This is a genomic window from Pedobacter sp. (assembly GCF_045628745.1).
In the GTDB taxonomy this organism is placed as follows: Bacteria; Bacteroidota; Bacteroidia; order Sphingobacteriales; family Sphingobacteriaceae; genus Pedobacter.
The window spans coordinates 1-20,770 of sequence record NZ_JAZQPU010000104.1; the positions used below are offsets into that span (position 1 = coordinate 1).

Annotated in this window: 22 protein-coding genes; 15 read left to right on the top strand and 7 right to left on the bottom strand. The window is 40.3% G+C overall.

The annotated features are described in order from the left end of the window. Window positions 1-99: 99 nt before the first annotated feature. The 6 genes from ACR2F7_RS04415 to hflK form a co-directional block, all read right to left on the bottom strand. Window positions 100-1,155, bottom strand: a complete 1,056-nt coding sequence (locus tag ACR2F7_RS04415; protein ID WP_432712380.1) for a hypothetical protein — start codon at window positions 1,153-1,155, stop codon at window positions 100-102. A gap of 14 nt (window positions 1,156-1,169) precedes the next feature. Continuing rightward, the gene (locus ACR2F7_RS04420) at window positions 1,170-2,054 is read right to left on the bottom strand and encodes a class I SAM-dependent methyltransferase (protein ID WP_432712381.1); all 885 of its coding nucleotides are present in this window, start codon (window positions 2,052-2,054) and stop codon (window positions 1,170-1,172) included. Between the two features lie 24 nt (window positions 2,055-2,078). After that, window positions 2,079-2,831 (bottom strand): ABC transporter ATP-binding protein, encoded by a 753-nt coding sequence (locus ACR2F7_RS04425; RefSeq protein ID WP_432712382.1) that lies wholly within the window; start codon window positions 2,829-2,831, stop codon window positions 2,079-2,081. Next, entirely contained in the window at window positions 2,828-3,562 is a 735-nt protein-coding gene (locus ACR2F7_RS04430; protein WP_432712383.1) for an MlaE family ABC transporter permease, read from the bottom strand. Before ACR2F7_RS04430 ends, ACR2F7_RS04425 begins: the two co-directional genes overlap by 4 nt. A 75-nt stretch (window positions 3,563-3,637) precedes the next feature. Further along, window positions 3,638-4,576: a protease modulator HflC gene (gene hflC / locus ACR2F7_RS04435; protein ID WP_432712384.1), complete on the bottom strand. Its 939-nt coding sequence runs from the start codon at window positions 4,574-4,576 to the stop codon at window positions 3,638-3,640. Window positions 4,577-4,578: 2 nt separating this feature from the next. Continuing rightward, complete coding sequence (hflK, locus tag ACR2F7_RS04440) at window positions 4,579-5,538, bottom strand: FtsH protease activity modulator HflK (RefSeq protein ID WP_432712385.1); 960 nt, start codon at window positions 5,536-5,538, stop codon at window positions 4,579-4,581. Between the two features lie 122 nt (window positions 5,539-5,660). Here hflK and ACR2F7_RS04445 point away from each other — a divergent pair, with 122 nt between their 5' ends. Genes ACR2F7_RS04445 through ispG form a run of 5 tightly spaced genes read left to right on the top strand, consistent with a single transcriptional unit; the run spans window position 5,661 to window position 10,665 of the window. Then, window positions 5,661-6,356, top strand: a complete 696-nt coding sequence (locus ACR2F7_RS04445; RefSeq protein ID WP_432712386.1) for an SDR family oxidoreductase — start codon at window positions 5,661-5,663, stop codon at window positions 6,354-6,356. A 13-nt stretch (window positions 6,357-6,369) separates the two neighbouring features. Continuing rightward, on the top strand, window positions 6,370-7,062 hold the full coding sequence (locus ACR2F7_RS04450) for a PspC domain-containing protein (protein WP_432712387.1): 693 nt from the start codon (window positions 6,370-6,372) through the stop codon (window positions 7,060-7,062). A 42-nt stretch (window positions 7,063-7,104) separates the two neighbouring features. Next, entirely contained in the window at window positions 7,105-8,052 is a 948-nt protein-coding gene (locus ACR2F7_RS04455; RefSeq protein ID WP_432712388.1) for a LiaF transmembrane domain-containing protein, read from the top strand. Window positions 8,053-8,073: 21 nt separating this feature from the next. Continuing rightward, window positions 8,074-8,685, top strand: a complete 612-nt coding sequence (locus tag ACR2F7_RS04460; RefSeq protein WP_432712389.1) for an RDD family protein — start codon at window positions 8,074-8,076, stop codon at window positions 8,683-8,685. Window positions 8,686-8,703: 18 nt separating this feature from the next. Further along, on the top strand, window positions 8,704-10,665 hold the full coding sequence (ispG, locus tag ACR2F7_RS04465) for a (E)-4-hydroxy-3-methylbut-2-enyl-diphosphate synthase (RefSeq protein WP_432712390.1): 1,962 nt from the start codon (window positions 8,704-8,706) through the stop codon (window positions 10,663-10,665). Between the two features lie 2 nt (window positions 10,666-10,667). On the opposite strand, the gene ACR2F7_RS04470 is transcribed toward ispG, so the two are convergent. Next, window positions 10,668-11,489: an alpha/beta hydrolase family protein gene (locus tag ACR2F7_RS04470; protein ID WP_432712391.1), complete on the bottom strand. Its 822-nt coding sequence runs from the start codon at window positions 11,487-11,489 to the stop codon at window positions 10,668-10,670. Window positions 11,490-11,658: 169 nt separating this feature from the next. Here ACR2F7_RS04470 and hemA point away from each other — a divergent pair, with 169 nt between their 5' ends. The 10 genes from hemA to ACR2F7_RS04520 all read left to right on the top strand — a co-directional run. After that, window positions 11,659-12,885 (top strand): glutamyl-tRNA reductase, encoded by a 1,227-nt coding sequence (hemA, locus tag ACR2F7_RS04475; RefSeq protein WP_432712392.1) that lies wholly within the window; start codon window positions 11,659-11,661, stop codon window positions 12,883-12,885. A 41-nt stretch (window positions 12,886-12,926) separates the two neighbouring features. After that, window positions 12,927-14,507, top strand: coding sequence for a hydroxymethylbilane synthase (gene hemC, locus ACR2F7_RS04480; protein WP_432712393.1), 1,581 nt, complete (start codon window positions 12,927-12,929; stop codon window positions 14,505-14,507). Window positions 14,508-14,524: 17 nt separating this feature from the next. Then, window positions 14,525-15,493 carry a porphobilinogen synthase gene (gene hemB, locus ACR2F7_RS04485; RefSeq protein ID WP_432712394.1) on the top strand — a complete coding sequence of 323 codons (969 nt, stop codon included), beginning with the start codon at window positions 14,525-14,527 and terminating at the stop codon, window positions 15,491-15,493. Window position 15,494: 1 nt separating this feature from the next. Beyond that, window positions 15,495-16,868 (top strand): glutamate-1-semialdehyde 2,1-aminomutase, encoded by a 1,374-nt coding sequence (gene hemL / locus ACR2F7_RS04490; protein WP_432712395.1) that lies wholly within the window; start codon window positions 15,495-15,497, stop codon window positions 16,866-16,868. Continuing rightward, the gene (locus ACR2F7_RS04495) at window positions 16,869-17,735 is read left to right on the top strand and encodes a sensor histidine kinase (RefSeq protein WP_432712396.1); all 867 of its coding nucleotides are present in this window, start codon (window positions 16,869-16,871) and stop codon (window positions 17,733-17,735) included. It abuts the gene before it with no gap. A 5-nt stretch (window positions 17,736-17,740) separates the two neighbouring features. After that, window positions 17,741-18,448, top strand: a complete 708-nt coding sequence (locus ACR2F7_RS04500; RefSeq protein ID WP_432712397.1) for a response regulator transcription factor — start codon at window positions 17,741-17,743, stop codon at window positions 18,446-18,448. Continuing rightward, window positions 18,448-18,963 carry a hypothetical protein gene (locus ACR2F7_RS04505; protein ID WP_432712398.1) on the top strand — a complete coding sequence of 172 codons (516 nt, stop codon included), beginning with the start codon at window positions 18,448-18,450 and terminating at the stop codon, window positions 18,961-18,963. The genes ACR2F7_RS04500 and ACR2F7_RS04505 overlap by 1 nt, the downstream gene beginning before the upstream one ends. A gap of 16 nt (window positions 18,964-18,979) precedes the next feature. Next, entirely contained in the window at window positions 18,980-20,002 is a 1,023-nt protein-coding gene (hemE, locus tag ACR2F7_RS04510) for a uroporphyrinogen decarboxylase (protein ID WP_432712399.1), read from the top strand. 6 nt (window positions 20,003-20,008) lie between these two features. After that, complete coding sequence (locus tag ACR2F7_RS04515) at window positions 20,009-20,551, top strand: CopD family protein (RefSeq protein ID WP_432712400.1); 543 nt, start codon at window positions 20,009-20,011, stop codon at window positions 20,549-20,551. Between the two features lie 4 nt (window positions 20,552-20,555). Beyond that, window positions 20,556-20,770, top strand: a 215-nt coding sequence (locus ACR2F7_RS04520) for a hypothetical protein (protein WP_432712401.1), incomplete at its 3' end; no start/stop codon positions are given.

Here is a 20,770-nt window from a genome sequence, read left to right on the forward strand (position 1 = left end):
ACAGATGGCCTATCCTGAAATTCTGCATACAAAAAAACCGGGCAAATATAAGCTTGCCCGGTTTAATTATTGATGGATTGTATTTACCTCAACAGCGTCCTACTGGTATTGAATATAGATAGGTGCTGGTTTTAATTTCAATAATTCTTCTGGTGTCATCAGGCGGTGTGGTGCTTTCTTCAAGTCATTCTTATAGAATAATTTGAAACCTGTAAACTGTACAGGCTCGCTCTGTATAAAATGACGGTAAGTACCTAGTTTAAGGTCTGGTTCACCCCATCCATCCATGTGCATGACTACCTGAACTTCCGGACGCAACTTGATATTTTGAGAGTTCGTTACCATTTTACCTGTAAACCTGTGTAATACAAAAACTTTTGGTGGCAAGTTTAATCTTTTCACCATGTCAGCAAGGTATTTAGTAGTATAATTGATATCTTCCGCATCAAATGTTCCTATTTTAGTACCTGGTTTAGCACCAGTTTTCATAGAGAATTCAGGATCTATGCCTAAATGAACATTAGGGAGCTCCAGGTATTTTTCAATCCTTGGTAATTCTGCTTTTAAGGTACTTAAAGCCACTTGTAAATCTAAAAATACAATGGCATTGTGCATCTTGGCAATCTTCATCACCGAGTCAATTTGTGAGTTGCCCATGCGGTTAATGTATTTACCATCTTTTCCTGGTGTACCACTGGCAACAGCAGCAATGTAGTGCAAACCTACCTGTACAGGTGTTGTAGGGTCTGCTTTTTCCCAGCGCTTCACTTCTGCATTTAAACGGCTCCACATTTCTGCTGGCGCATATTCTCCAAGAGCACCCATTTTTTTAGAATGCAGGTTACCGTAATAAACTACGATTCTTTTAAAGGGTAAAATAGCTCCGGCTAAGGGGTAAGGTTGTTTTTTAACAGGCCATCTTCCGGTCGTATCACCGTTGGCTACTTTAAGTAATGCGGCATTGTAAGCTGCGGTGTCTACAGGTGCTTTATCAACTGCAGGTTCAGCAGTTTCACCAGCCACAGAGTCAGTTGTAGCGGCAGCAAGGTGTGTTGATGGTCCGGTTACTTTTTGTGCTTCAGAAGTGCAATTGGCTAACAGGGTAATGGTAGCAAGGCCGGCTAATAATTTGCCCGGTAGGTAAGGTATTTTCATGTTAACCAGAGGTTTTATTTGATGTTATTGAATTTTCCGTAAACACCAAGGGGTAATTTAATGCCCGATGTTGCTTGTAAATATAGTTCTCCGATTTCTAAGTTTGTCACTTGAGGGAAGGATGTTTTAATTAAATTCTCCACAATTACTGAGGAGAAACCTAAGGAATAGGTGTTCAGAATAAGGAAATGTTCTTCCTCATCCAAGAGCTGCACAACGTCTTGCATCATCTCCTGAATATGGTCTTCCAGCTTCCATTTTTCTCCATTAGGGCCATGGCCAAATGCCGGCGGATCAAGGATAATACCGTTGTATTTTTTGCCTCTTTTAAGTTCGCGTTTTACAAACTTTAAAGCATCCTCTACTACCCAGCGTACATCTTTAAGGTTTGAAAGTTCCTGGTTTTCATTAGCCCAGTTTACCACCTGTTTAATAGAATCTACGTGTGTAGTATCAGCACCTGCGGCTTTGGCAATCATAGAGGCTGCACCAGTATAAGCAAAAAGGTTAAGTACTTTAGGAGTTTTGGTTTTAAAGCGTTTTACACATGAGGAGATATAATCCCAGTTAACAGCCTGCTCGGGAAAAACACCGACATGCTTAAAGGAAGTTAAACCTAAGCGCAGGTTAATACTTACGTCGTCATTTTTGTATGCTACATTCCAGCGGTCTGGAAAATGTGTGTTATTTTTAACCCATTCACCTGTTGTAGCCGTACGCCCTTTAAACCTGATGTGGGTTTGTTTTTTCCAGTTCTGCTCAGAAAGTGTTTTTTTCCAAACCGCCTGAGGCTCAGGTCTGCATAAAACAAGGTTGCCGAAGCGCTCTAGTTTTTCAAAATCTCCACAATCAATCAACTCGTAATCTTTCCAGTGTGTAGGTGTTAAAAGGCCTATCATATATAGTATTTGTCTGTTATTTTATTAAAACTTTCCCTTTGCAGACTTCATAAAACGACTAGCAAAAACGAAATCATTTAGTTCTTCAATATCGGTGTGGGCAATCTCTTTATTAGATCCTTCCCAGAATTTTTTACCCTCGTGTAAAAATACAATATAATCACCAATCCCCATCACAGAGTTCATATCGTGGGTAACCACAATGGTAGTGGTATTGTATTCTTCAGTAAGTTCTTTAATGAGCTCATCAATTACAATGGATGTCTTTGGATCTAAACCTGAGTTAGGCTCATCGCAGAAAAGATACTTGGGGTTCATGGCAATGGCACGTGCAATCCCTACACGCTTTTTCATCCCTCCAGATAATTCTGCAGGGTTTAATTTATTCTTTCCTTCCAGGTTAACCCTTTCCAGGCAAAAGTTAACACGATCTAATTTCTCGCTTTTACTTTGCTCGGTAAACATGTTCAGGGGAAACATAATGTTCTCTTCTACATTCATAGAGTCAAATAGGGCAGAACCCTGAAATAACATGCCTATTTCGGTACGAATGGCAATCCGCTGCTGGAAATCCATAGTGGTAAACTCTCTGCCATCATATTCTACACTTCCTTCTTCAGGTTGATGTAAGCCAATCATGCATTTTAACAAGGTTGTTTTCCCAGATCCTGATCCGCCGATAATTAAATTTGTAATGCCTGATTCAAATTTAGCTGAAATGCCTTTGAGCACTTCGTTTTCACCAAATGATTTACGGATGTCTTTAATTTCGATCATAATAATAACTGGGTTACAAGGTAATCACAGGCAAGAATAGAAATACAACTTACTACAACGGCACGCGTGCTGGCTTGTGCAACCTCAAGGGCGCCGCCACGCACATAAAATCCTTCATAAGCCGGAACTGTGGTAATGATAAATCCAAAAACAAAGGCCTTCACCAATGAAACTACAATAGTATAAGGGTTGAAGTCTGTTGTTACGCCAAGAATATAATCTGCAGCAGAAACGGCGCCAGATAAAGTACCTCCTAAAAAGCCCCCACCAATGCTTAAAAACATAGATACAATCACCAACATAGGCATCATCGTTATGCCGGCAATAACTTTAGGTAAAATTAAATAGCCCGGCGTATTGATTCCCATGATTTCCAGAGCATCAATTTGTTCGGTTACACGCATGGTGCCAATTTCTGAAGAAATAGCAGAGCCAATTTTACCTGCCAAAACAATAGCAGTAATGGTAGGGCTCAATTCAAGAATACTGGAGTCACGGTTTACAGAACCAATAATAGTTTTAGGAATAAAATCACTCACCAGCTGGAAAGCAATTTGCAGTGTCATTACGGCACCTATGAAAGTGGAAATGATGGAAATTAAGCCTAGGGAACCAACACCAACGAAATTCATTTGTTGAAAGATGGCCTTTACATATATTTTAGTTTTTTCTGGCTTTTTGAAAACGGCTTTTAAAAGAAGTATATACTTGCCAAAGTTGGTGAAATTCATTTATAAGTAATTAGCTGAGGGATAAACACAATCTTAATACAAAGAAACAACAAAATTTGTTGTGCCTTTATATAATTAATTTGATTTTTTAAGGTATTGATAAATTTCGCTGTTTGTAGAGAGGATGACGGATGTTTTTTGTCCGAAAGTTTTTTCCAGCGTTTCCATTGATTTCATAAACCCATATAAATTTTTACTTTGTGCAGATTGATTGTAGGCAGAGGCGTAAATTGAGGCTGCACTGGCATCTGCTTTACCTTTAATTTCTTCTGCTTTTTTAAAAGCTGCCGACTGGATGTTCTTTAATTCCCTGTCTTTTTCACCGCCAATTTTAGAAGCCTCACCTTGACCTTCAGACCTGAATTTGTCGGCTACGCGATAACGCTCACTTTTCATCCTTTCATAAACCTGTGTTTGAACTTCCTTAACGTAGTTGATTCTCTTAAACCTAAAATCAAGAATCTTGATGCCTAATTCCCGGGCTTGTTTGTTGGCAGAGGCTAAAATCATATCCTGCATTTTGTCGCGCCCAACAAAAACCGTCATCAGCGAATCTCCCAACACTTCCCCAATAGAATCAAGTTCGGGCTTTCTGTTGGTACTGCGCACCAGTTCTTCAATATTGTTTTTTGCCACTACATTTCTGGTTTCCCCATCTAAAATATCATCAAGTCGTGATTGTGCACTGCGCTCATTGGTTAATCTTTTAAAAAACTGCAGGGGGTCTGTAATCTGCCAGCGTGCATAGGTTTCCACAAAGATGAATTTCTTGTCTTTGGTAGGCAGCTGATTAGGGTCGCCCACCCATTCCATAAAGCGCTTTTCAAATACGTTTGCCGTTTGTATAAAAGGAAGTTTAAATTTCATGCCTGGCTTGGTCACTGCCTGGCCAACAGGCTTGCCAAATTGGGTGAGGATCACTTGTTCATACTCCCGCACGGTATAGGTGCTCGATAAAAGGATGATCAGTACGGTAAAGGCAATAACAGCTGTAATGATTTGGTTTCTTCTCATTGTTAATCTTTCTTTGCGTTTTCTTTATTCAGTTGCATTTGCAAGAGGGGCAATACGTTGGCACCTCCCTGGTCGGTAATGATCACATTGCCAAGCTTACCCATCACGTTAGTCATGTTTTCCAGGTAGATCCTCTTTTTGGTCACCTCAGGTGCTTTTACATACTGTTGATAAAGGTCATTAAACCTGGCTACTTCACCCTGTGCGTTATTGACCCTTTCTATGGCATAACCTTCTGCCTTTTGGATAGTTGCTTTAGCCTCACCGCTAGCTTTTGGTATTACTTTATTGTATTCAGATTTAGCCTGGTTGATTAAGGTTTCTTTTTCCTGCTGTGCCTCATTCACGGCATTGAAAGCGGCTTTAACCGGGTCTGGCGGATTGACATCCTGCAGCACCACTTGTTCTACTTTAATACCCATGCCATATTCATTGCAAATTTGCTGGATCAGCTCATGCAGTTTAATCGTTATTTCTGTACGACCGATGGTGAGCACTTCGTTGACGGTGCGGTCGCCCACTATTTGACGTGTGGCAGCCTCAGAGATGTTCCTCAGCGTGCTTTCCGGATCGCGCACGATAAACAGGTAATTGTAGGCATTACTGATTCTGTATTGAACTACCCATTCTACATCAGCAAGGTTTAAGTCCCCGGTTAACATTAAAGACTCATTTTCAACACCATCTTTGGAATAGCTGGTTTGGTCGCTGCCATTGGCAGACCTGAAGCCAAACTCCAGCTTTTGCTGGCGCTCGACAGGCACTTTATCTACCCTTTCTGCAAAAGGCATTTTTACGTTTAATCCCGGTTCTACGGTACGGCTATATCTTCCAAGCCTGGTAATGACACCTACTTCTTCCGTGGCAACTTTAAAGATACTGTTCCATAAAACCAGCAGCACCACAAAACCCAACACTATTGCCCGCAGGTTCTGTAAAATCATCGTCAAGTTTTTATCCATATTTATTTCGTTAGTTTATTGGCTTTTAGCGGTTGAATCATCGTAAAATAATGATTTTTAGGGGCATAAACAAGCTTTAGACGCATTCTTTTATGTATCTTGGATCAAAAACTGCTCAAATAATGAATGCACTTGTTACTGGCGCCACTAAAGGCATAGGCCGCGCTACAGCCCTCATGTTAGCTCAAAATGGTTATCACCTTTCTATATGTTCAAGAAACGAACAAGAATTAGCGGACTTTGCTGCTGAACTTCAAAGTTTTAAGGTTAAAGTTGTGTATTTAGCCACCGATTGCAGTGACAGGCAGGCCCTGCAGCATTTTTGCACCTTTACCACAAGTGAACTCGGCCCTATAGATGTGTTGGTAAATAATGCCGGTGCTTTTATGCCTGGTGCACTGCTGGAAGAGGCCGAAGAAAACTTTCAGTTGCAGCTGCTGCTTAACCTCCATGCCCCTTATGTATTATCGCGTTATTTCGGTAAAATGATGAAACAGAGGTCTTCAGGGCATATTTTTAACATCTGCTCCATCGCCAGTAAAGAAAATGTGATAAATGCTGGTAGTTACAGTGTAACTAAAACGGCATTGCTTAGTCTTAATCATGTATTGCGGCAGGAATTAGCTCCATACAACGTTAAAGTTACTGCAATTCTGCCTGGTTCTACATATACCGCTTCATGGGAGGGAACATCACTTCCAAAAGAACAATTTGTGCAGCCCGAAGATATTGCAAATACGATAAACGCCATTCTAAGTTTAAGTGCTGGTGTGAATGTTGATGAGGTAGTTTTAAAACCGCAAGATTTTAAATCATAAAGGAGACCAAGTTATGGAAAAGAGATTATTTAGAAACGAACACGACAAAGTTATTGCTGGGGTTTCATCTGGGGTAGCCGCATACATGGAAGTTGATGTAACCATAATAAGGCTGCTTTTTGTATTGTCAACCATCTTTCTAATGGGTACCGGTATTTTGGTATATTTAGTGATGTGGATTGTGGTACCCGTAAATCCTAACCCCGGTGCACAATATAACAAGTTCAATGATTTTTTCAATCAACAGAAATCCTCAGCTACATTTAATGAGCCTGGCGCTTTTACGCAGTCTGAAAAGACTACCTATAGTTCAGGTCAGGACTGGAGTTCCTCCACTTTTAACGAGGGAGCTTTTAGTAAACCTCCTCAGCCCGATTATAGTTTCATCAAAAAAAATAGCGATACCGGCCGTACTATAGGTGGTTTGTTCCTGCTCGTTATAGGCTTGTATTTTTTAATGAATGAGTTTAATATCATCCCTTATTGGTTCAGTCTTGGGAAATTATGGCCCCTGATTTTTGTGGCCATCGGTATAAGTTTTGTCGCAAAATCAAAACGCAAAGACCCTTGGGCAGATTGGCAGAACCCTCAAAATCCACAAACACCGCCACCACCGCCTGCGCCAACACCAGGTCCACAAAGTCCTGTGGATATTCAAGACGCGAACACGACCACTACAAGTGGACAAAACACCCCGCAGCCTTAACCGGTGCTCCTATTTATTTAATCATATAAAAACACATCAATAATGAAACTGGATAGAATTATGTGGGGCATCATCCTGCTGTTTGTAGGTGGTGTTCTCTTACTGGAGAATTTTAATGTTATCGACTTTTACTGGAGAAGCGTTTGGCGCTTCTGGCCAGTCTTCCTGATCATTGCAGGGGTAAATATCTTGTTTAACCGCAAACAATCGCAAATAGGATCAGCTATCTCTATTGGTGTGCTGGTGGTGATGCTCGGCTTCCTTTTTTATAAAGGACAGCAACCTCCTGAACATAGAAACTGGATTGCCGATAATTTTAGAGGTAATATAGACATCAACGATGAAGACGAGAATATTGAAGGTCAAACTTTAAATTTCAGCGAACCCTTAGATATCGATACTGCCAGGGAAGTGAACCTTAATATTTCTGGAGGCGGTACTTCGTTTGAACTTCAAGGCGAAACGGATAGCTTGATTACGGCTTCGGTGAACCGTAAGCAAGGCAACTTTACCCTTAAAAAGGAAATGACAGATTCAACCCAGACCCTAACTTTTACCATGCAAGACAAAAAAGGTAAATGGTCAATGAACGATGGGGGCAATGATGTTGACTTTAGATTGAATAAAAGTCCTGTATGGAGAGTAAACATGAGCATGGGTGCCGGAGAGGTTGATTTTGACCTTAGGGATTATAAAATAAGGGCCTTCAGGTTTGATGGAGGGGCTGCTGCATTGAACATCACCGTAGGCGATCTATTGCCGATTACTGATGTAGTGGTTAAAACTGGTGTAGCAGATGTAAAGTTGAATATTCCTGCCAATTCTGGCTGCAGAATTACCTCTAAAACAGGCCTTTCCTCTAAAGACTTTACCGGTTTCACCAAAACGGGTAACGACACTTACGAAACGCCGAATTATAAAACTGCTGCCAATAAGATTTTCATCAATTTTGACGGCGGTTTAAGTAACTTTGAAGTTAAAAGATATTAATGACAACTAATTGCCTTCTTTGTGGAAAATGAGTTATACACCATTGTCATCAATGGAAAGCCACAAGGGCCCTATATGCTGGATCAACTTGCAGCACTGAAAATACAACCGGGTACATTTATTAGAAAGCCCGGTATGGACGATTATAAAGAAGCGCACGAATTTCCTGAGTTGCGTGCGCTTCTTGGTTTTACCTATCAGCAAACAGCACCTCAGTATTTTGCTTCTTTCGACCAGCGTTTGCTGGCTGCAGCTATAGATTTCTTCCTGATTGTGTTGGCCTATCTTGGCGTTATGCTGTTGTTTTTTATCGTCGTTACCGATCAAACAGAAAGGATTACTCTTTTTGTTACTTTCTCACCTTTGCTTATCGTTGCTAAATTTATCTACAGCAGTCTTGCAGAAGCTTCTTCAAAACAAGGTACCCTTGGTAAGCGCTTGCTGAGTATCAGGGTAACCGACCTCATGGGTAACAGAATTTCTATCGGGCATTCCTTTTTACGCAATGCCGCTAAAATACTGTCTGTCATTCCTTTCTTTTTTGGCTACCTCTATAGTTTTCTCAATAAAAAGCAACAAACGTGGCATGATATTGCGGCAAATACCTTAGTTATTAAAGATAGACTGATTTAATCTTTATCTTTGTGCTTCATGGAAAAAATAGCTTTACAATACGCCAGATTTTTAACCAGAGAAGTGTCTGTGGGTAACATCCCTATGGGAGGTTTCAACCCCATCAGGATACAATCAATGACTACTACGGATACCATGGATACCAAAGGTACCGTGGAGCAGACCATCAGAATGGTAAATTCTGGATGTGAGTACGTACGGATTACAGCACCAAGTGTAAGAGAAGCAGAAAACCTGCTCAATATTAAAAAAGAACTGCGTTTAAGAGGTTTCGATGTACCTCTTGTTGCCGATATCCATTTCACCCCAAATGCTGCTGAAACAGCTGCACGTATTGTGGAAAAGGTAAGGGTAAATCCTGGTAACTATGCCGATAAAAAGCGTTTTGACCATATAGAATATACACATTTAGCGTACCAGGCAGAGTTGGAACGCATCTATAAAAAATTTACACCACTGGTAAAGATTTGTAAAGAATATGGTACGGCTATGCGTATAGGCACCAACCATGGTTCTTTATCAGATCGCATTATGAGCCAATATGGCGATACACCACGAGGAATGGTGGAATCGGCAATGGAATTCATCCGCATGTGCGAAGACCAGAATTATTATAACCTGGTTATTTCCATGAAAGCCAGCAATACGCAGGTAATGGTACAAGCTTATCGTTTACTGGTAGACACCATGACCAAAGAGGGTATGAACTATCCACTGCATTTAGGGGTTACCGAGGCGGGTGATGGGGAAGATGGCCGTATTAAATCTGCTGTAGGTATTGGAACTTTGCTTGAAGACGGATTGGGCGATACCATCCGTGTATCGCTAACCGAAGATCCAGAATTTGAAGCCCCGGTTGCTAAAGCTTTGGCCGACCGTTATAAAAAGCGTGTTCTGCTGCAGGAAGCCGCGGCTTTTACACCGGAAATGCAAAAAGAGCACATTTTGGTTAAAGACCTTCCTTATAGTCCTTATGCTTATAACCGCCGCTTAACACAGCCGGTTCAACATATCGGGGGGCATCATCATCCTATTGTGATGTTAGATGTTACTTCTCAAAATCTTAAAGACCCTTATTTCCTTTCCGTTGCAGGTTATAAATACGATGCTGGTCTGGATAAATATAACATGGCAGATCAGGCTTGTGACCTTGTGTTTCTGGGCGATCAATTACCTTCATTCTCTTTTCCGGGAAACTTAAAACAGATCTACAATTATAACACCTGGCTGGCCTTAAAAGATAAAACTAATTGTCACCCGTTGATTAGCTTGGAAGATGATCATACCGAGCTGGTAAAAGATGCTTTCCTGAATATTTATGCTGTACAAACGGCTGATTCAGGTACTGCGGGCACCGCTGCGCTGCTTGATAAATTGCGCCTACTGCCTCAAAATGCAGTGTTGCTTTTAGAAACCGATGCCATCAACGGCATGGCTGCACAACGTGCTTTCTTCATTGCCCTGCTGCATGCACAAATACAACTACCGGTTATTATCAAAGGTAAATATCCAAGCACCAATGCAGAAGACCTGATGCTTTTTGCTGCCACAGATCTTGGTGCTTTATTGACCGATGGCTTTGGTGATGGCATATGGATAGAGGCAAAAATGGTGGAGCTGCCAGCCATTAATGCCACTAGTTTTGGCATCCTGCAGGCCACCAGAACCAGGATATCTAAAGCAGAATACATCTCTTGTCCGAGTTGCGGCCGTACCCTGTTTGATTTACAGGAAACTACGCAGCTCATCCGTTCACGTACGGATCATTTAAAGGGTATTAAAATTGGTATCATGGGCTGTATTGTCAATGGTCCCGGTGAAATGGCCGATGCCGATTATGGCTATGTAGGTACCGGACCAGGTAAAATCACTTTATACCGTGGCAAGGAAGTGGTCAGGAAAAATGTAAACAGCACCAATGCGCTGGATGACCTGATCAGCTTAATTAAAGAAGACGGCAACTGGGTAGAGGTAAAATAAGCCTAAGCCTGTATAAATTTTAAGGTAGATTCTACAACTTCCTGCAGCTGAGGGGGCAATGTTTCTTCAGTATAAGGATGTGAAGCTCCATAAACATGGTTGGCAGCATGTATTCTTTTGAGCTGTGCAGCAGGCTGTGCTTCTTTAAGTTGTTCTGCTACAGAAAAAGGAACATTTACATCGTCGTCTCCATGCACAATTAACCAGGGGATAGTCAGCTGCTTTGCGGCGGTTAAAATATCGTATTCTTGCTGGTGGCTGCGGAAATCTGTTAATAACGTGCTGTTCAAAGGCATTTCTTCTTTAGTTCTGGCGTTTTCAATATAGATTTTGCCCGTTCTTTCCCATTCTTCTTCCTGCTCCGGCTTCCAGAGGCTTCCAAAATCTGCTATGGAACTCCAGGTTACAATTTTATTAATCCGGGCATCAATAGCGGCTTTAATCAGGGCTAAACCACCACCACGACTGTGGCCTATAATGGTAAGGTTCGATGAAGGGTGCAGGTGTGATATATAGTTAACCACAGTGTTTACATCTGCCAGCTCATAACTGATGGTATTGGCAGCAAATGTTTCCAGATCTGTTACATCATGAGGGTTTTCTTGCGTTACACCACTGTGCGATAGGTTGAACTTTAAGAATTTATAGCCTTTTTCCGCAAAATACTGTGCAACTAAATGGTGAGCGCCCCAATCTTTAAAGCCTTTAAAGCCATGTACAAATAAGATGAGGTCCGGATTTGTATGATTATCGTCATAAGTAAGGTCACCAAGGATGGTTTTATCGTTAGCGCCGGTTAATATAAATTGCTCTTTTTGTATCATAAACGATGAATAACAGGTGATTAGCTAATATAGCAAAATTTAAGTTTGAATACCATGCTGTGTTTCGTTAATTTAAAATCCTTCTAAATAAGTCTTAATTACAGCCTAATGACAGATGCTGGCAACGGTCTTGTTACTTTTGTTTTGCAAAAAAAAATACTCAAATCAATTGGAATATTTAAGGATTATTGCTTTTACTCATAAACAGATTGACCTAAAGTCTTTAGGGAAGTTAGTGATATGTGAGCAAACGCTAGATGATAGGTTAAGAAATATCCAGGTCGAACTAAATGTCAAAGAGATATTTTACGTAGGGACCTGCAATCGAGTTGAATTTATTTTCACTACAAAGAGCGAGGTAGACAAAGCTTTCATTCAACGGTTTTTAACGGTGCTTGACATGGGCCTGCCTGATGAATACATGGAACAATTTATTGAAAATGTATCTGTATACCAAAAAGACGCTGCCTTTAACCATTTGTTAAGGACCTCTTGTTCTTTAGAGAGTTTAGTAGTTGGTGAAAAGGAAATCCTGGCCCAGGTTCGTAAAGCCTATGAAGCTTGCCGTTTGGCAGGTTTTACCGCTGATTACATGCGCACCGTAATGGAACGTGTGGTAAAAACGGCTAAAGAAGTTTATACAAATACCAATATCTCTAAAAATCCGGTATCTGTAGTTTCCCTTGCTTACCGCAAGCTGCGTGACTTAAACATGTGCAGCAACTCTAAATTGCTGATTATTGGTGCTGGTGAAACCATCAACAATATTGCACAGTATTTAAAGAAACATAAATACTCTAATTTCGCGGTTTTCAACCGTACCCTGGATAAAGCTGAATCTTTGGCCGTAGAGTTAAACGGACGAGCCTATCCATTGGAAGCGTTAGAAACTTATAAAGAAGGTTTTGATGTCATCATTACCTGCACAGGTGCTACCGAGCCCATCCTTACCGAAGAGATTTATAAAAGCCTTTTAAATGGCGATACTGCTAAAAAAATAATCGTTGATTTAGCTATCCCTAATGATACTGCTCCGGAAGTTGTTCAAAACTATCCTGTTCATTACATCGAAGTAGAATCCCTGAAAGAAATTGCACGCAAAAACATCCAGGAACGTTATAACGAACTTGTCAATGCAGAGCAGATCATCGAAGAAAATATCAAAGAATTTGTGATGGTGCTTCGTCAACGCAAAATAGAAATTGCGATGCGCAGTGTGCCAGAAAAAATTAAAGAGATTAAACATACCGCCATCAATGGTGTATTTGCAGATGAAATTAGTGGCATGGATGAGAATTCCAGGCAGGTGCTGGAGCGTGTAATGAACTATATGGAGAAAAAATGCATCAGTGTCCCTATGGTGATGGCAAAAGAAATTTTAGTGAATAACAGCTAATTCTAGCTATATTAGTCAGCAAATACATTTTACTTCAGTACGTGAAAAAACTTATAATAGGCACAAGGGGCAGTGATCTTGCATTGTGGCAAGCCAATTTTATTAAAGATAAATTAGCCGAAATAGGGGTTGAGGCATCTTTAAAGATCATTAAAACGCAAGGGGATAAGATCTTAAACCTCAGGCTGGATAAGCTGGAAGGAAAGGGATTTTTCACCAAAGAACTTGAGGAAGAATTACTGAACGGCAGCATAGATCTTGCTGTACATTCTCATAAAGATTTACCTACAGCCCATCCCGAAGGATTAATTATTGCTGCGGTTCCTGAAAGGGAAGATCCTGCAGAATTGTTGTTGATCCTGAAAGACTGCGTTGATGTTACCCAAAAACTTTCTCTAAAAACGGGAGCAATGGTGGGCACTTCTTCAAATCGTCGCAAGGCACAATTACTGGCCTTACGCCCAGATTTGAATATTGAAGACCTGCGTGGTAATGTGCCTACCAGGATTCAGAAACTCCGTGATGAAAATTACGATGCCATTGTTTTGGCAAAAGCTGGTGTAAACCGTTTAGGCATAGACCTTAGCGAATTCCATGTAGAAGTAATCGACACTACAGTATTGGTTCCTTCACCTGCACAAGGTGCTTTAGGTATTCAGATCCGTGAGTCTGACACAGAATTATTCGACCTACTTCAGGCTTTAAACGACCCTGCTACCGTAGAAGAAATTGCTTTGGAGCGCAAGGTGCTTAATTTATTTGAAGGTGGCTGCCATATGCCATTGGGTTGTTACTGTAAAAAAGACAATGGAAAGTTTGAAGTATGGACTTCTAAAGCGGAGTCTGACGAGCATTTTCCTGACCGGCTTTTCTACAGGGTTGACAATTTAGATGGCCTTGCCGAAAAAATCGTTGCCGGCTTTAGTAAAGAAAGAAAATTGCCCGCTAAAGTATTTATCTCCCGCGAAATCGGTGAGCATAGCTATTTTAGAAGAGCATTAGAAAAACATAAAATAGAAATTGAAGGCCGTTCCCTGATCCGTACTTTTCCGATTGTACATGTCCTGGATCCTTTTTACCTCCGTCACCTGGATTGGATTTTCTTTAGCAGCAGAAATGGTGTAGAATACTTTTTTAAGCTTAATCCCGTTTTGTCAAAACGCATCAAGTTTGGTGTGGTAGGCCGAGGTTCTGAAGATGCACTTAGAAGATGTGGTTACCTGTCTGATTTTGTTGGTGAAGGTGGCGAAATTGATGAAGTAGCAGCTGACTTTGCCACTATGGTGGAAGGAAAGACAGTATTGTTTCCGCGAGCACAAGATTCGCTGCTGAGCATGCAAAAATACTTGAAACCAAGTACAAAAGTTGTTGATCTGCCTATCTATGAAACTGTTGTGGAGGATGAAATAGACCGTACTTCGGCAGATGTGTTGATTTTTACAAGCCCATCAAATGTGGAAGCATATTTCAATCAAAACCTATTAGATCCTGAACAAAAAGTAATTGCTATTGGTCATTCTACAGGAAAGAAGTTTGATGAAATGGGGGTATCTTATCTATTGCCCTATTCACCAGATGAAATCGGCCTGGCCGAAGCTGTTTATGGCATTGATATAAAATAAAATAAATAAAAGTTAATATGTTACACCGCCCAAGAAGATTAAGGAAAAATCCTATAGTGAGAGAGATGGTAGCTGAAACACGGTTATCTAAAGATATGTTCATTTACCCGTACTTTGTGGTACCGGGAAATAATGTAAATCATCCTATTGGGGCTATGCCCGGCGTGAGTCATTTCTCTACTGACACTTTAATTAAAGATGTGGAGAAAGGCCTGAAGCTTGGTGTAAATAAGATTATGCTCTTCGGTGTAGGTGATGAAAAAAGTGATGATGCACACATGGCTTACCATGATCATTCACTGGTTCCTGTGGCTGTAAGAGAATTGAAAAAAAACTTTGGCGATGATTTATATATTGTAACCGATGTTTGCGTTTGTTCTTACACTACCCATGGTCATTGTGGGATATTAAAAGATGATTACGTACAGAACGATGCTACGGTTGAAGTAATTGCAAAAATGGCTTTAACACATGCGGAGGCTGGTGCAGATATGCTTGCCCCATCAGATATGATGGATGGAAGAATCAGGGCAATCAGGGATTTATTGGACAAGAATGATTATGTGAACACTGCAATCATGTCTCATGCCACTAAATTTGCTTCTGCTTATTATGGTCCTTTTAGAGAAGCTGCAGATTGCGCTCCAGGTAAAGGCGATAGAAAAGCCTACCAAATGGATTATAGAAATGGCAACGAAGCTTTAAGAGAGGCATTGCTTGATCAAAGTGAAGGTGCAGACGTATTAATGGTAAAACCAGCATTGGCTTATCTTGATGTTGTTCATAACCTGAAACAAAATACGGATCTTCCTATTGCTGTTTACAATGTTTCGGGTGAATATGCAATGATTAAAGCCGCTGCAGAACGTGGTTGGATAGATGAAGAAAAAGTGGTTATGGAAACAATGCATGCCTTTGCAAGAGCAGGTGCCAGCATTATTACCACATACCACATCAGGGATATAGTAGAAAAGAATTGGTTGTAATATGTTAGAATCTTTAAAGAAAATATTTTCCGGAAATGAAGGGGAAATGCCCGTTCATACGGGGAGCAAACCTGATATTTCGAGAGAAAAATCAGCAGAACTTTACGAAAAGGCTAAGACTTTCTTCCCTGGCGGTGTTAACTCACCGGTTAGGGCTTTTAAGTCTGTATACGGCACACCTTTGTTTATTCAAAAAGGCGATGGTTGTTTTGTGTGGGATGCTGATGGAAATCAGTTTATTGATTTTTGCGGCAGCTGGGGACCACTTATCCTTGGACATAACAATGCTAAAGTAAGGGAAAAAGTAACGGAAGTGATGCAAAACGGAATGAGTTTTGGCGCACCTACAGCTTTAGAAAATGAACTTGCTGAGTTAATTGTTAAAAACAATAAACACGTAGAGAAAATTCGCTTTACCAGCTCTGGTACAGAGGCGGTAATGTCTGCCATCAGGCTAGCGCGGGGCTTTACTGGTCGTCATAAAATTCTAAAATTCGATGGCTGTTACCATGGTCATACGGATTCTTTATTGGTTAAAGCAGGTTCAGGACTGGTTACCTTCGGAGAAACTTCTTCAGCTGGTGTGCCACCTTCTTTTGCACAAGAAACTATCGTTATCCCTTTAAATGATAAAGCCGCTATTACTGCCGCTTTTGAGCAATTTAAAGATGAGCTTGCAGCTGTTATTATTGAAGGTATTCCGGCAAATAATGGTCTGTTGATTCAGGATAAAGAATACATGGAATTCTTGCAGAACATTTGCAAGGAAAACAATACGCTATTGATTCTTGATGAGGTTATTACCGGTTTTAGAATTGGTTTTGAAGGTGCAGCCTCTTACTATGGTATTAAACCTGATATTGTTACTTACGGTAAAATTATTGGTGGTGGTTTACCTGTAGGCATGTATGGTGCATCAGCAGCAATCATGGGCCATATTTCTCCTGATGGCAATGTTTACCAGGCAGGTACTTTATCGGGCAACCCAGTGGCCATGGCTGCCGGTATTGCACAGTTAACAGAGCTTTTACGCTCTAATTTCTATAAAGAGCTGAACAATAAAACGGCTGAATTTGCAGAAGGAATTCAACGTTTCGCTACCGCAAGAAACTATAAAATTAAAGTGTTTTATGTAGGCTCCATTTTCTGGTTTGCCTTTACAGATAAAGATAAAATACAAACAGCAGCAGACATTGACCATGCAAGCATGGAGAAATTCAAAATTATGCACCGCGAACTCCTTAACAGGGGTATTTACTTAGGCCCATCAGGTTATGAAGTAGGTTTCGTTTCTGCAGCGCATACTAAAATTGAATTAGAAAAAGCTAAAAGAGCTATCGTTGAAACTTTAGATATTGTTTTTAGAAATAAATAAATGAAGAAATCGCTCATCATATTCTATTTTCTGTTGCTGTATAGCTTAATACAGCTATTTTCATGGGGCTCGCTTGTCATAAAAATCGACCCCTCCAGGATGGCAATGATCATGGGCGAAGGTTCAGTTTTCTTATTTTTACTGTTTACAGGTGCTTATTTTCTGTACCGTTCCATTAAAAAAGAAGACCGTTTACATGAACAGCAAACCAATTTCCTGCTGTCGGTAACACACGAACTGAAATCGCCGCTGGCGGCAATTAAATTGTCGTTACAAACGATTGTAAAAAGAGACCTGGATAAAGCCAGACAATTGTCTTTATTAAACAATAGTTTAAAAGACATTGAACGACTGGATGATTTAGTAGAAAACATGCTGTTGGCTACAAAAATCGAAAATCATTCTTATTCCTTTCCTAAAGAGCAATTCGATTTCTCTGAACTGGTAACTAAAATTGCCGATCGCCTGCAGATTCATACCTGTGATTGCGAACAAAATATTGCTGCTAAAATAGACCCGGGTATTAAAATTACCGGCGATCCTTTTGCATTAGCTTCAGTGATCACCAATCTTCTGGAAAATGCAGTTAAGTATTCTGGTCCATGTGCCAAAGTGAGCGTGGAACTGACCAAACAAAATAATCATCCTTTTTTGGTGGTTGCAGATAATGGTCCTGGTATACCGGATGAAGAAAAAATGCTCATCTTTGATAAGTTTTATCGTGTGGGTGATGAAAAAGTGCGGAAAGCTAAAGGAACAGGATTAGGCCTGTTTATTGTTAAGGAAGTATTACAAAACCACGACGCTGATATCAGCGTTAAAGATAATGTACCTCAAGGTACAATTTTTGAAGTCACATTTAGCTGATTCCTATGCAACAGAAACTAAGAATTTTATTGGTCGAAGATGAAGACCATTTATTGGATGCCATTAAATTAAACCTGGAGTTAGAAGGTTATAAAGTGCATGCAGTTAAAGATGGTAAAACAGCACTTAAGGTATTTAAGGAAGAGCGTTTCAACCTGATTATCCTTGATGTAATGCTTCCAGAAATGGATGGTTTCCAGGTGTGCGAAACTATACGTTTAGAAAACACAGAAGTGCCTATCCTTTTCTTAACTGCAAAAAACACGAGTGAAGACCGTGTTATGGGCTTAAAAAAGGGTGCTGATGATTATTTGGTGAAACCTTTCAACTTAGAAGAACTAATTCTGCGTGTAGGTATTTTAGTGAAACGCAGCATGAAAGCTGATGACCTTAAGGAAATCAACTCTTATAAAATTGGCGACAAAACCATCTATTTCAATTCTTTTGAATTAAAACAAGATGATGGGGTAATTGTTCCTTTAACTAAAAAGGAAACCATGTTGCTTAAACTATTGATAGAGCGTAAAAATGAAGCGGTATCAAGGGAGCAGATTTTAGAAACGGTGTGGAATTACGATGTTTATCCATCCACAAGAACCATTGATAACTTTATTCTGACCTTCCGTAAATATTTTGAACCTGATCAAAAAAATCCTGTTTATTTTCACTCTATCAGAGGTGTAGGTTATAAGTTTACTGATATCAATAACTAATGTTTAGCAAAAAAGGCAGATATATACTGATGGTAGCTACGGCTATTGCGGCATTGGGCTGCCTGTTATATTTAGAATACCAGCTGGCCTCTTTTCTGGTGCTGATGCTTGCCCTTTTAATATGGAGCCATTTTAAGCAGAGTTCTGTTTTGCTGGCTTCCAAGCATTTTAAAAATGGTGACTATGAGGCTACGGAAAATGCTTTAGATGAGGTGCCAGATCCAGAACGCCTTGCCAAAAACAGACGAGGTTATTACGAATTTATGCGTGCTAATATTGCTTTGCATCGCGAAGAATATGATGATGCTGAATATCACTTTCAATTGGCCAGCAGGTTTCCTTTGGGTGGCAAAACCGATAAAGTATTTGTGCTGATCCACCTGGCGAACCTTGCCCTGCGCAAAAAAGATAAGGTTAGAATTCTTGCCTACCTGGACATTGCCAAAGACATGGCAAGTACCCCAAAGGCCAAGGAAATAATTAATAAAATAGAAAAAGAAGCTAATAGCTTATAAACCCACAAAGATTTAGATGAATACCTTATTTTTAGATGCTGCATTTTCCAAGCAAACTGAACGTCCACCTGTATGGATGATGCGCCAGGCCGGCCGTTTCATGCCCGAATACTGGGAAATAAAAAACAAATATTCTTTCCTGGAAATGTGCAAAACACCGGAAATTGCTGCTGATGTAACCATGTTGCCAGTAGATTTACTGGGCATAGATGCAGCGATCTTATTTTGTGATATCCTGGTAACAGGGGAGGCTATGGGTGGAGACCTGAGCTTTACACAAGGTGTGGGCCCGCGTTTTGCCAATCCTGTATCTACCCTTGCTGATGTAGATGCTTTGGAAGTTGACGTATTAGACAAGTTGCAATATGTGGCTGATGCCATTAAAGTTATTCAACAACGTCTGGACAACAAAATTCCTTTGATAGGTTTTGCTGGTGCACCATTTACCGTCATGAGTTACCTTGTTGAAGGTGGTTCTTCTAAAGACTTCAAAAAAACTAAATTGCTGATGCACAATAAGCCCGAAGTAGCACATAAGCTACTGGCTAAAATTGCAAAAGTTACGGCAGACTACCTTAACCTTCAAATTGCTGCTGGCGTTAATGCCATTCAGATTTTTGACAGTTGGGCGCTTGCTTTGTCTTGGAATGATTACCAGGAATTTTCTCACCGTTACATCCAGGAAATTATTGCCAACCTGAATAGAAAAGATATCCCGGTGATTTCTTTCTGTAAAGGAAGTTCTGTTTTTGCACCAATTATGGCAGAAGCAAAACCTGATGTAATTTCTGTAGATTGGAATGCTGATTTATTAAATATCAAAAACAGCTTGCCTGCAGGTATTGCGGTACAAGGAAACCTTGATCCACATATTTTGTATGCTGATAAACCAGTGATTAAAAAACATATCCATGCTTTATTTGAACGCATGCGTGGCGAAAAAGGATTTATCTTTAACTTAGGTCATGGTATTATGCCAGACATCCCTTTTGACCATGTTAAATATGCAATTGAGGTAGTCAAAGAATTTAAATACTAATTTTCCATGGCCTACTTATACGTACTTGCCGTCCACATCATTTTTGTTGTAAGCTGGATGGCAGGCTTGTTTTATAGTGTAAGGCTATTTATATACCATACCGAAGCAAATGACAGGCCCGAGCTAGAAAAGCAGATTCTGCAGCGGGAATATGAAAAAATAACCAAAAGGTTGTGGAACATCATTACCATACCTGCCATGGTATTAACCATTACGGCAGGTATAACCATGATTATCATTAACCCCGGGTTACTTTCCATGCCATGGCTGCACGTTAAACTCTTTTTCGTGGGCTTATTAATTACCTATCATTTTCTTTGTCAACGCATCATGAACCAGCTTAAAAATGGTATTTTTAAGCTGAGTTCTTTTCAGCTGCGCTTATGGAATGAACTGGCCACAATTATTCTGGTGGCTATCGTTTTTACCGTTGTTTTAAAAACCGCTATTGACTGGCTGTATGGCCTTGCAGGGTTGGTTATCTTCGCGTCGGTCATTATGCTGGCCGTCAAGCTGTATAAAAATTACAGAAACAAAAAGGCACTATAATTTTATGAAATCCAGACTTCTCTTCCTCAGTTTACTTTTGTTGGCGAACATCGCTTTTGGGCAGTTTAACCAGTCGGCAATTGAAAATCGCATTCGTCCGGATAGCAGTGCTGTGGGGGAGCTTCACTTTAACTTTTATAACTTTAACTTCGTTAGGAATTACGAGTACAGCAACGAATTTCACGACGGCTATACCTTATACGGTACACAGTTGCAACC

Coding starts and splice junctions, on each gene's coding strand:
- ACR2F7_RS04415 (WP_432712380.1), bottom strand. CDS start 1,155: ATGAAAATACCTTACCTACCGGGCAAATTATTAGCCGGCCTTGCTACC.
- ACR2F7_RS04420 (WP_432712381.1), bottom strand. CDS start 2,054: ATGATAGGCCTTTTAACACCTACACACTGGAAAGATTACGAGTTGATT.
- ACR2F7_RS04425 (WP_432712382.1), bottom strand. CDS start 2,831: ATGATCGAAATTAAAGACATCCGTAAATCATTTGGTGAAAACGAAGTG.
- ACR2F7_RS04430 (WP_432712383.1), bottom strand. CDS start 3,562: ATGAATTTCACCAACTTTGGCAAGTATATACTTCTTTTAAAAGCCGTT.
- hflC (WP_432712384.1), bottom strand. CDS start 4,576: ATGAGAAGAAACCAAATCATTACAGCTGTTATTGCCTTTACCGTACTG.
- hflK (WP_432712385.1), bottom strand. CDS start 5,538: ATGGATAAAAACTTGACGATGATTTTACAGAACCTGCGGGCAATAGTG.
- ACR2F7_RS04445 (WP_432712386.1), top strand. CDS start 5,661: ATGAATGCACTTGTTACTGGCGCCACTAAAGGCATAGGCCGCGCTACA.
- ACR2F7_RS04450 (WP_432712387.1), top strand. CDS start 6,370: ATGGAAAAGAGATTATTTAGAAACGAACACGACAAAGTTATTGCTGGG.
- ACR2F7_RS04455 (WP_432712388.1), top strand. CDS start 7,105: ATGAAACTGGATAGAATTATGTGGGGCATCATCCTGCTGTTTGTAGGT.
- ispG (WP_432712390.1), top strand. CDS start 8,704: ATGGAAAAAATAGCTTTACAATACGCCAGATTTTTAACCAGAGAAGTG.
- ACR2F7_RS04470 (WP_432712391.1), bottom strand. CDS start 11,489: ATGATACAAAAAGAGCAATTTATATTAACCGGCGCTAACGATAAAACC.
- hemB (WP_432712394.1), top strand. CDS start 14,525: ATGTTACACCGCCCAAGAAGATTAAGGAAAAATCCTATAGTGAGAGAG.
- hemL (WP_432712395.1), top strand. CDS start 15,495: ATGTTAGAATCTTTAAAGAAAATATTTTCCGGAAATGAAGGGGAAATG.
- ACR2F7_RS04495 (WP_432712396.1), top strand. CDS start 16,869: ATGAAGAAATCGCTCATCATATTCTATTTTCTGTTGCTGTATAGCTTA.
- ACR2F7_RS04500 (WP_432712397.1), top strand. CDS start 17,741: ATGCAACAGAAACTAAGAATTTTATTGGTCGAAGATGAAGACCATTTA.
- ACR2F7_RS04505 (WP_432712398.1), top strand. CDS start 18,448: ATGTTTAGCAAAAAAGGCAGATATATACTGATGGTAGCTACGGCTATT.
- hemE (WP_432712399.1), top strand. CDS start 18,980: ATGAATACCTTATTTTTAGATGCTGCATTTTCCAAGCAAACTGAACGT.
- ACR2F7_RS04515 (WP_432712400.1), top strand. CDS start 20,009: ATGGCCTACTTATACGTACTTGCCGTCCACATCATTTTTGTTGTAAGC.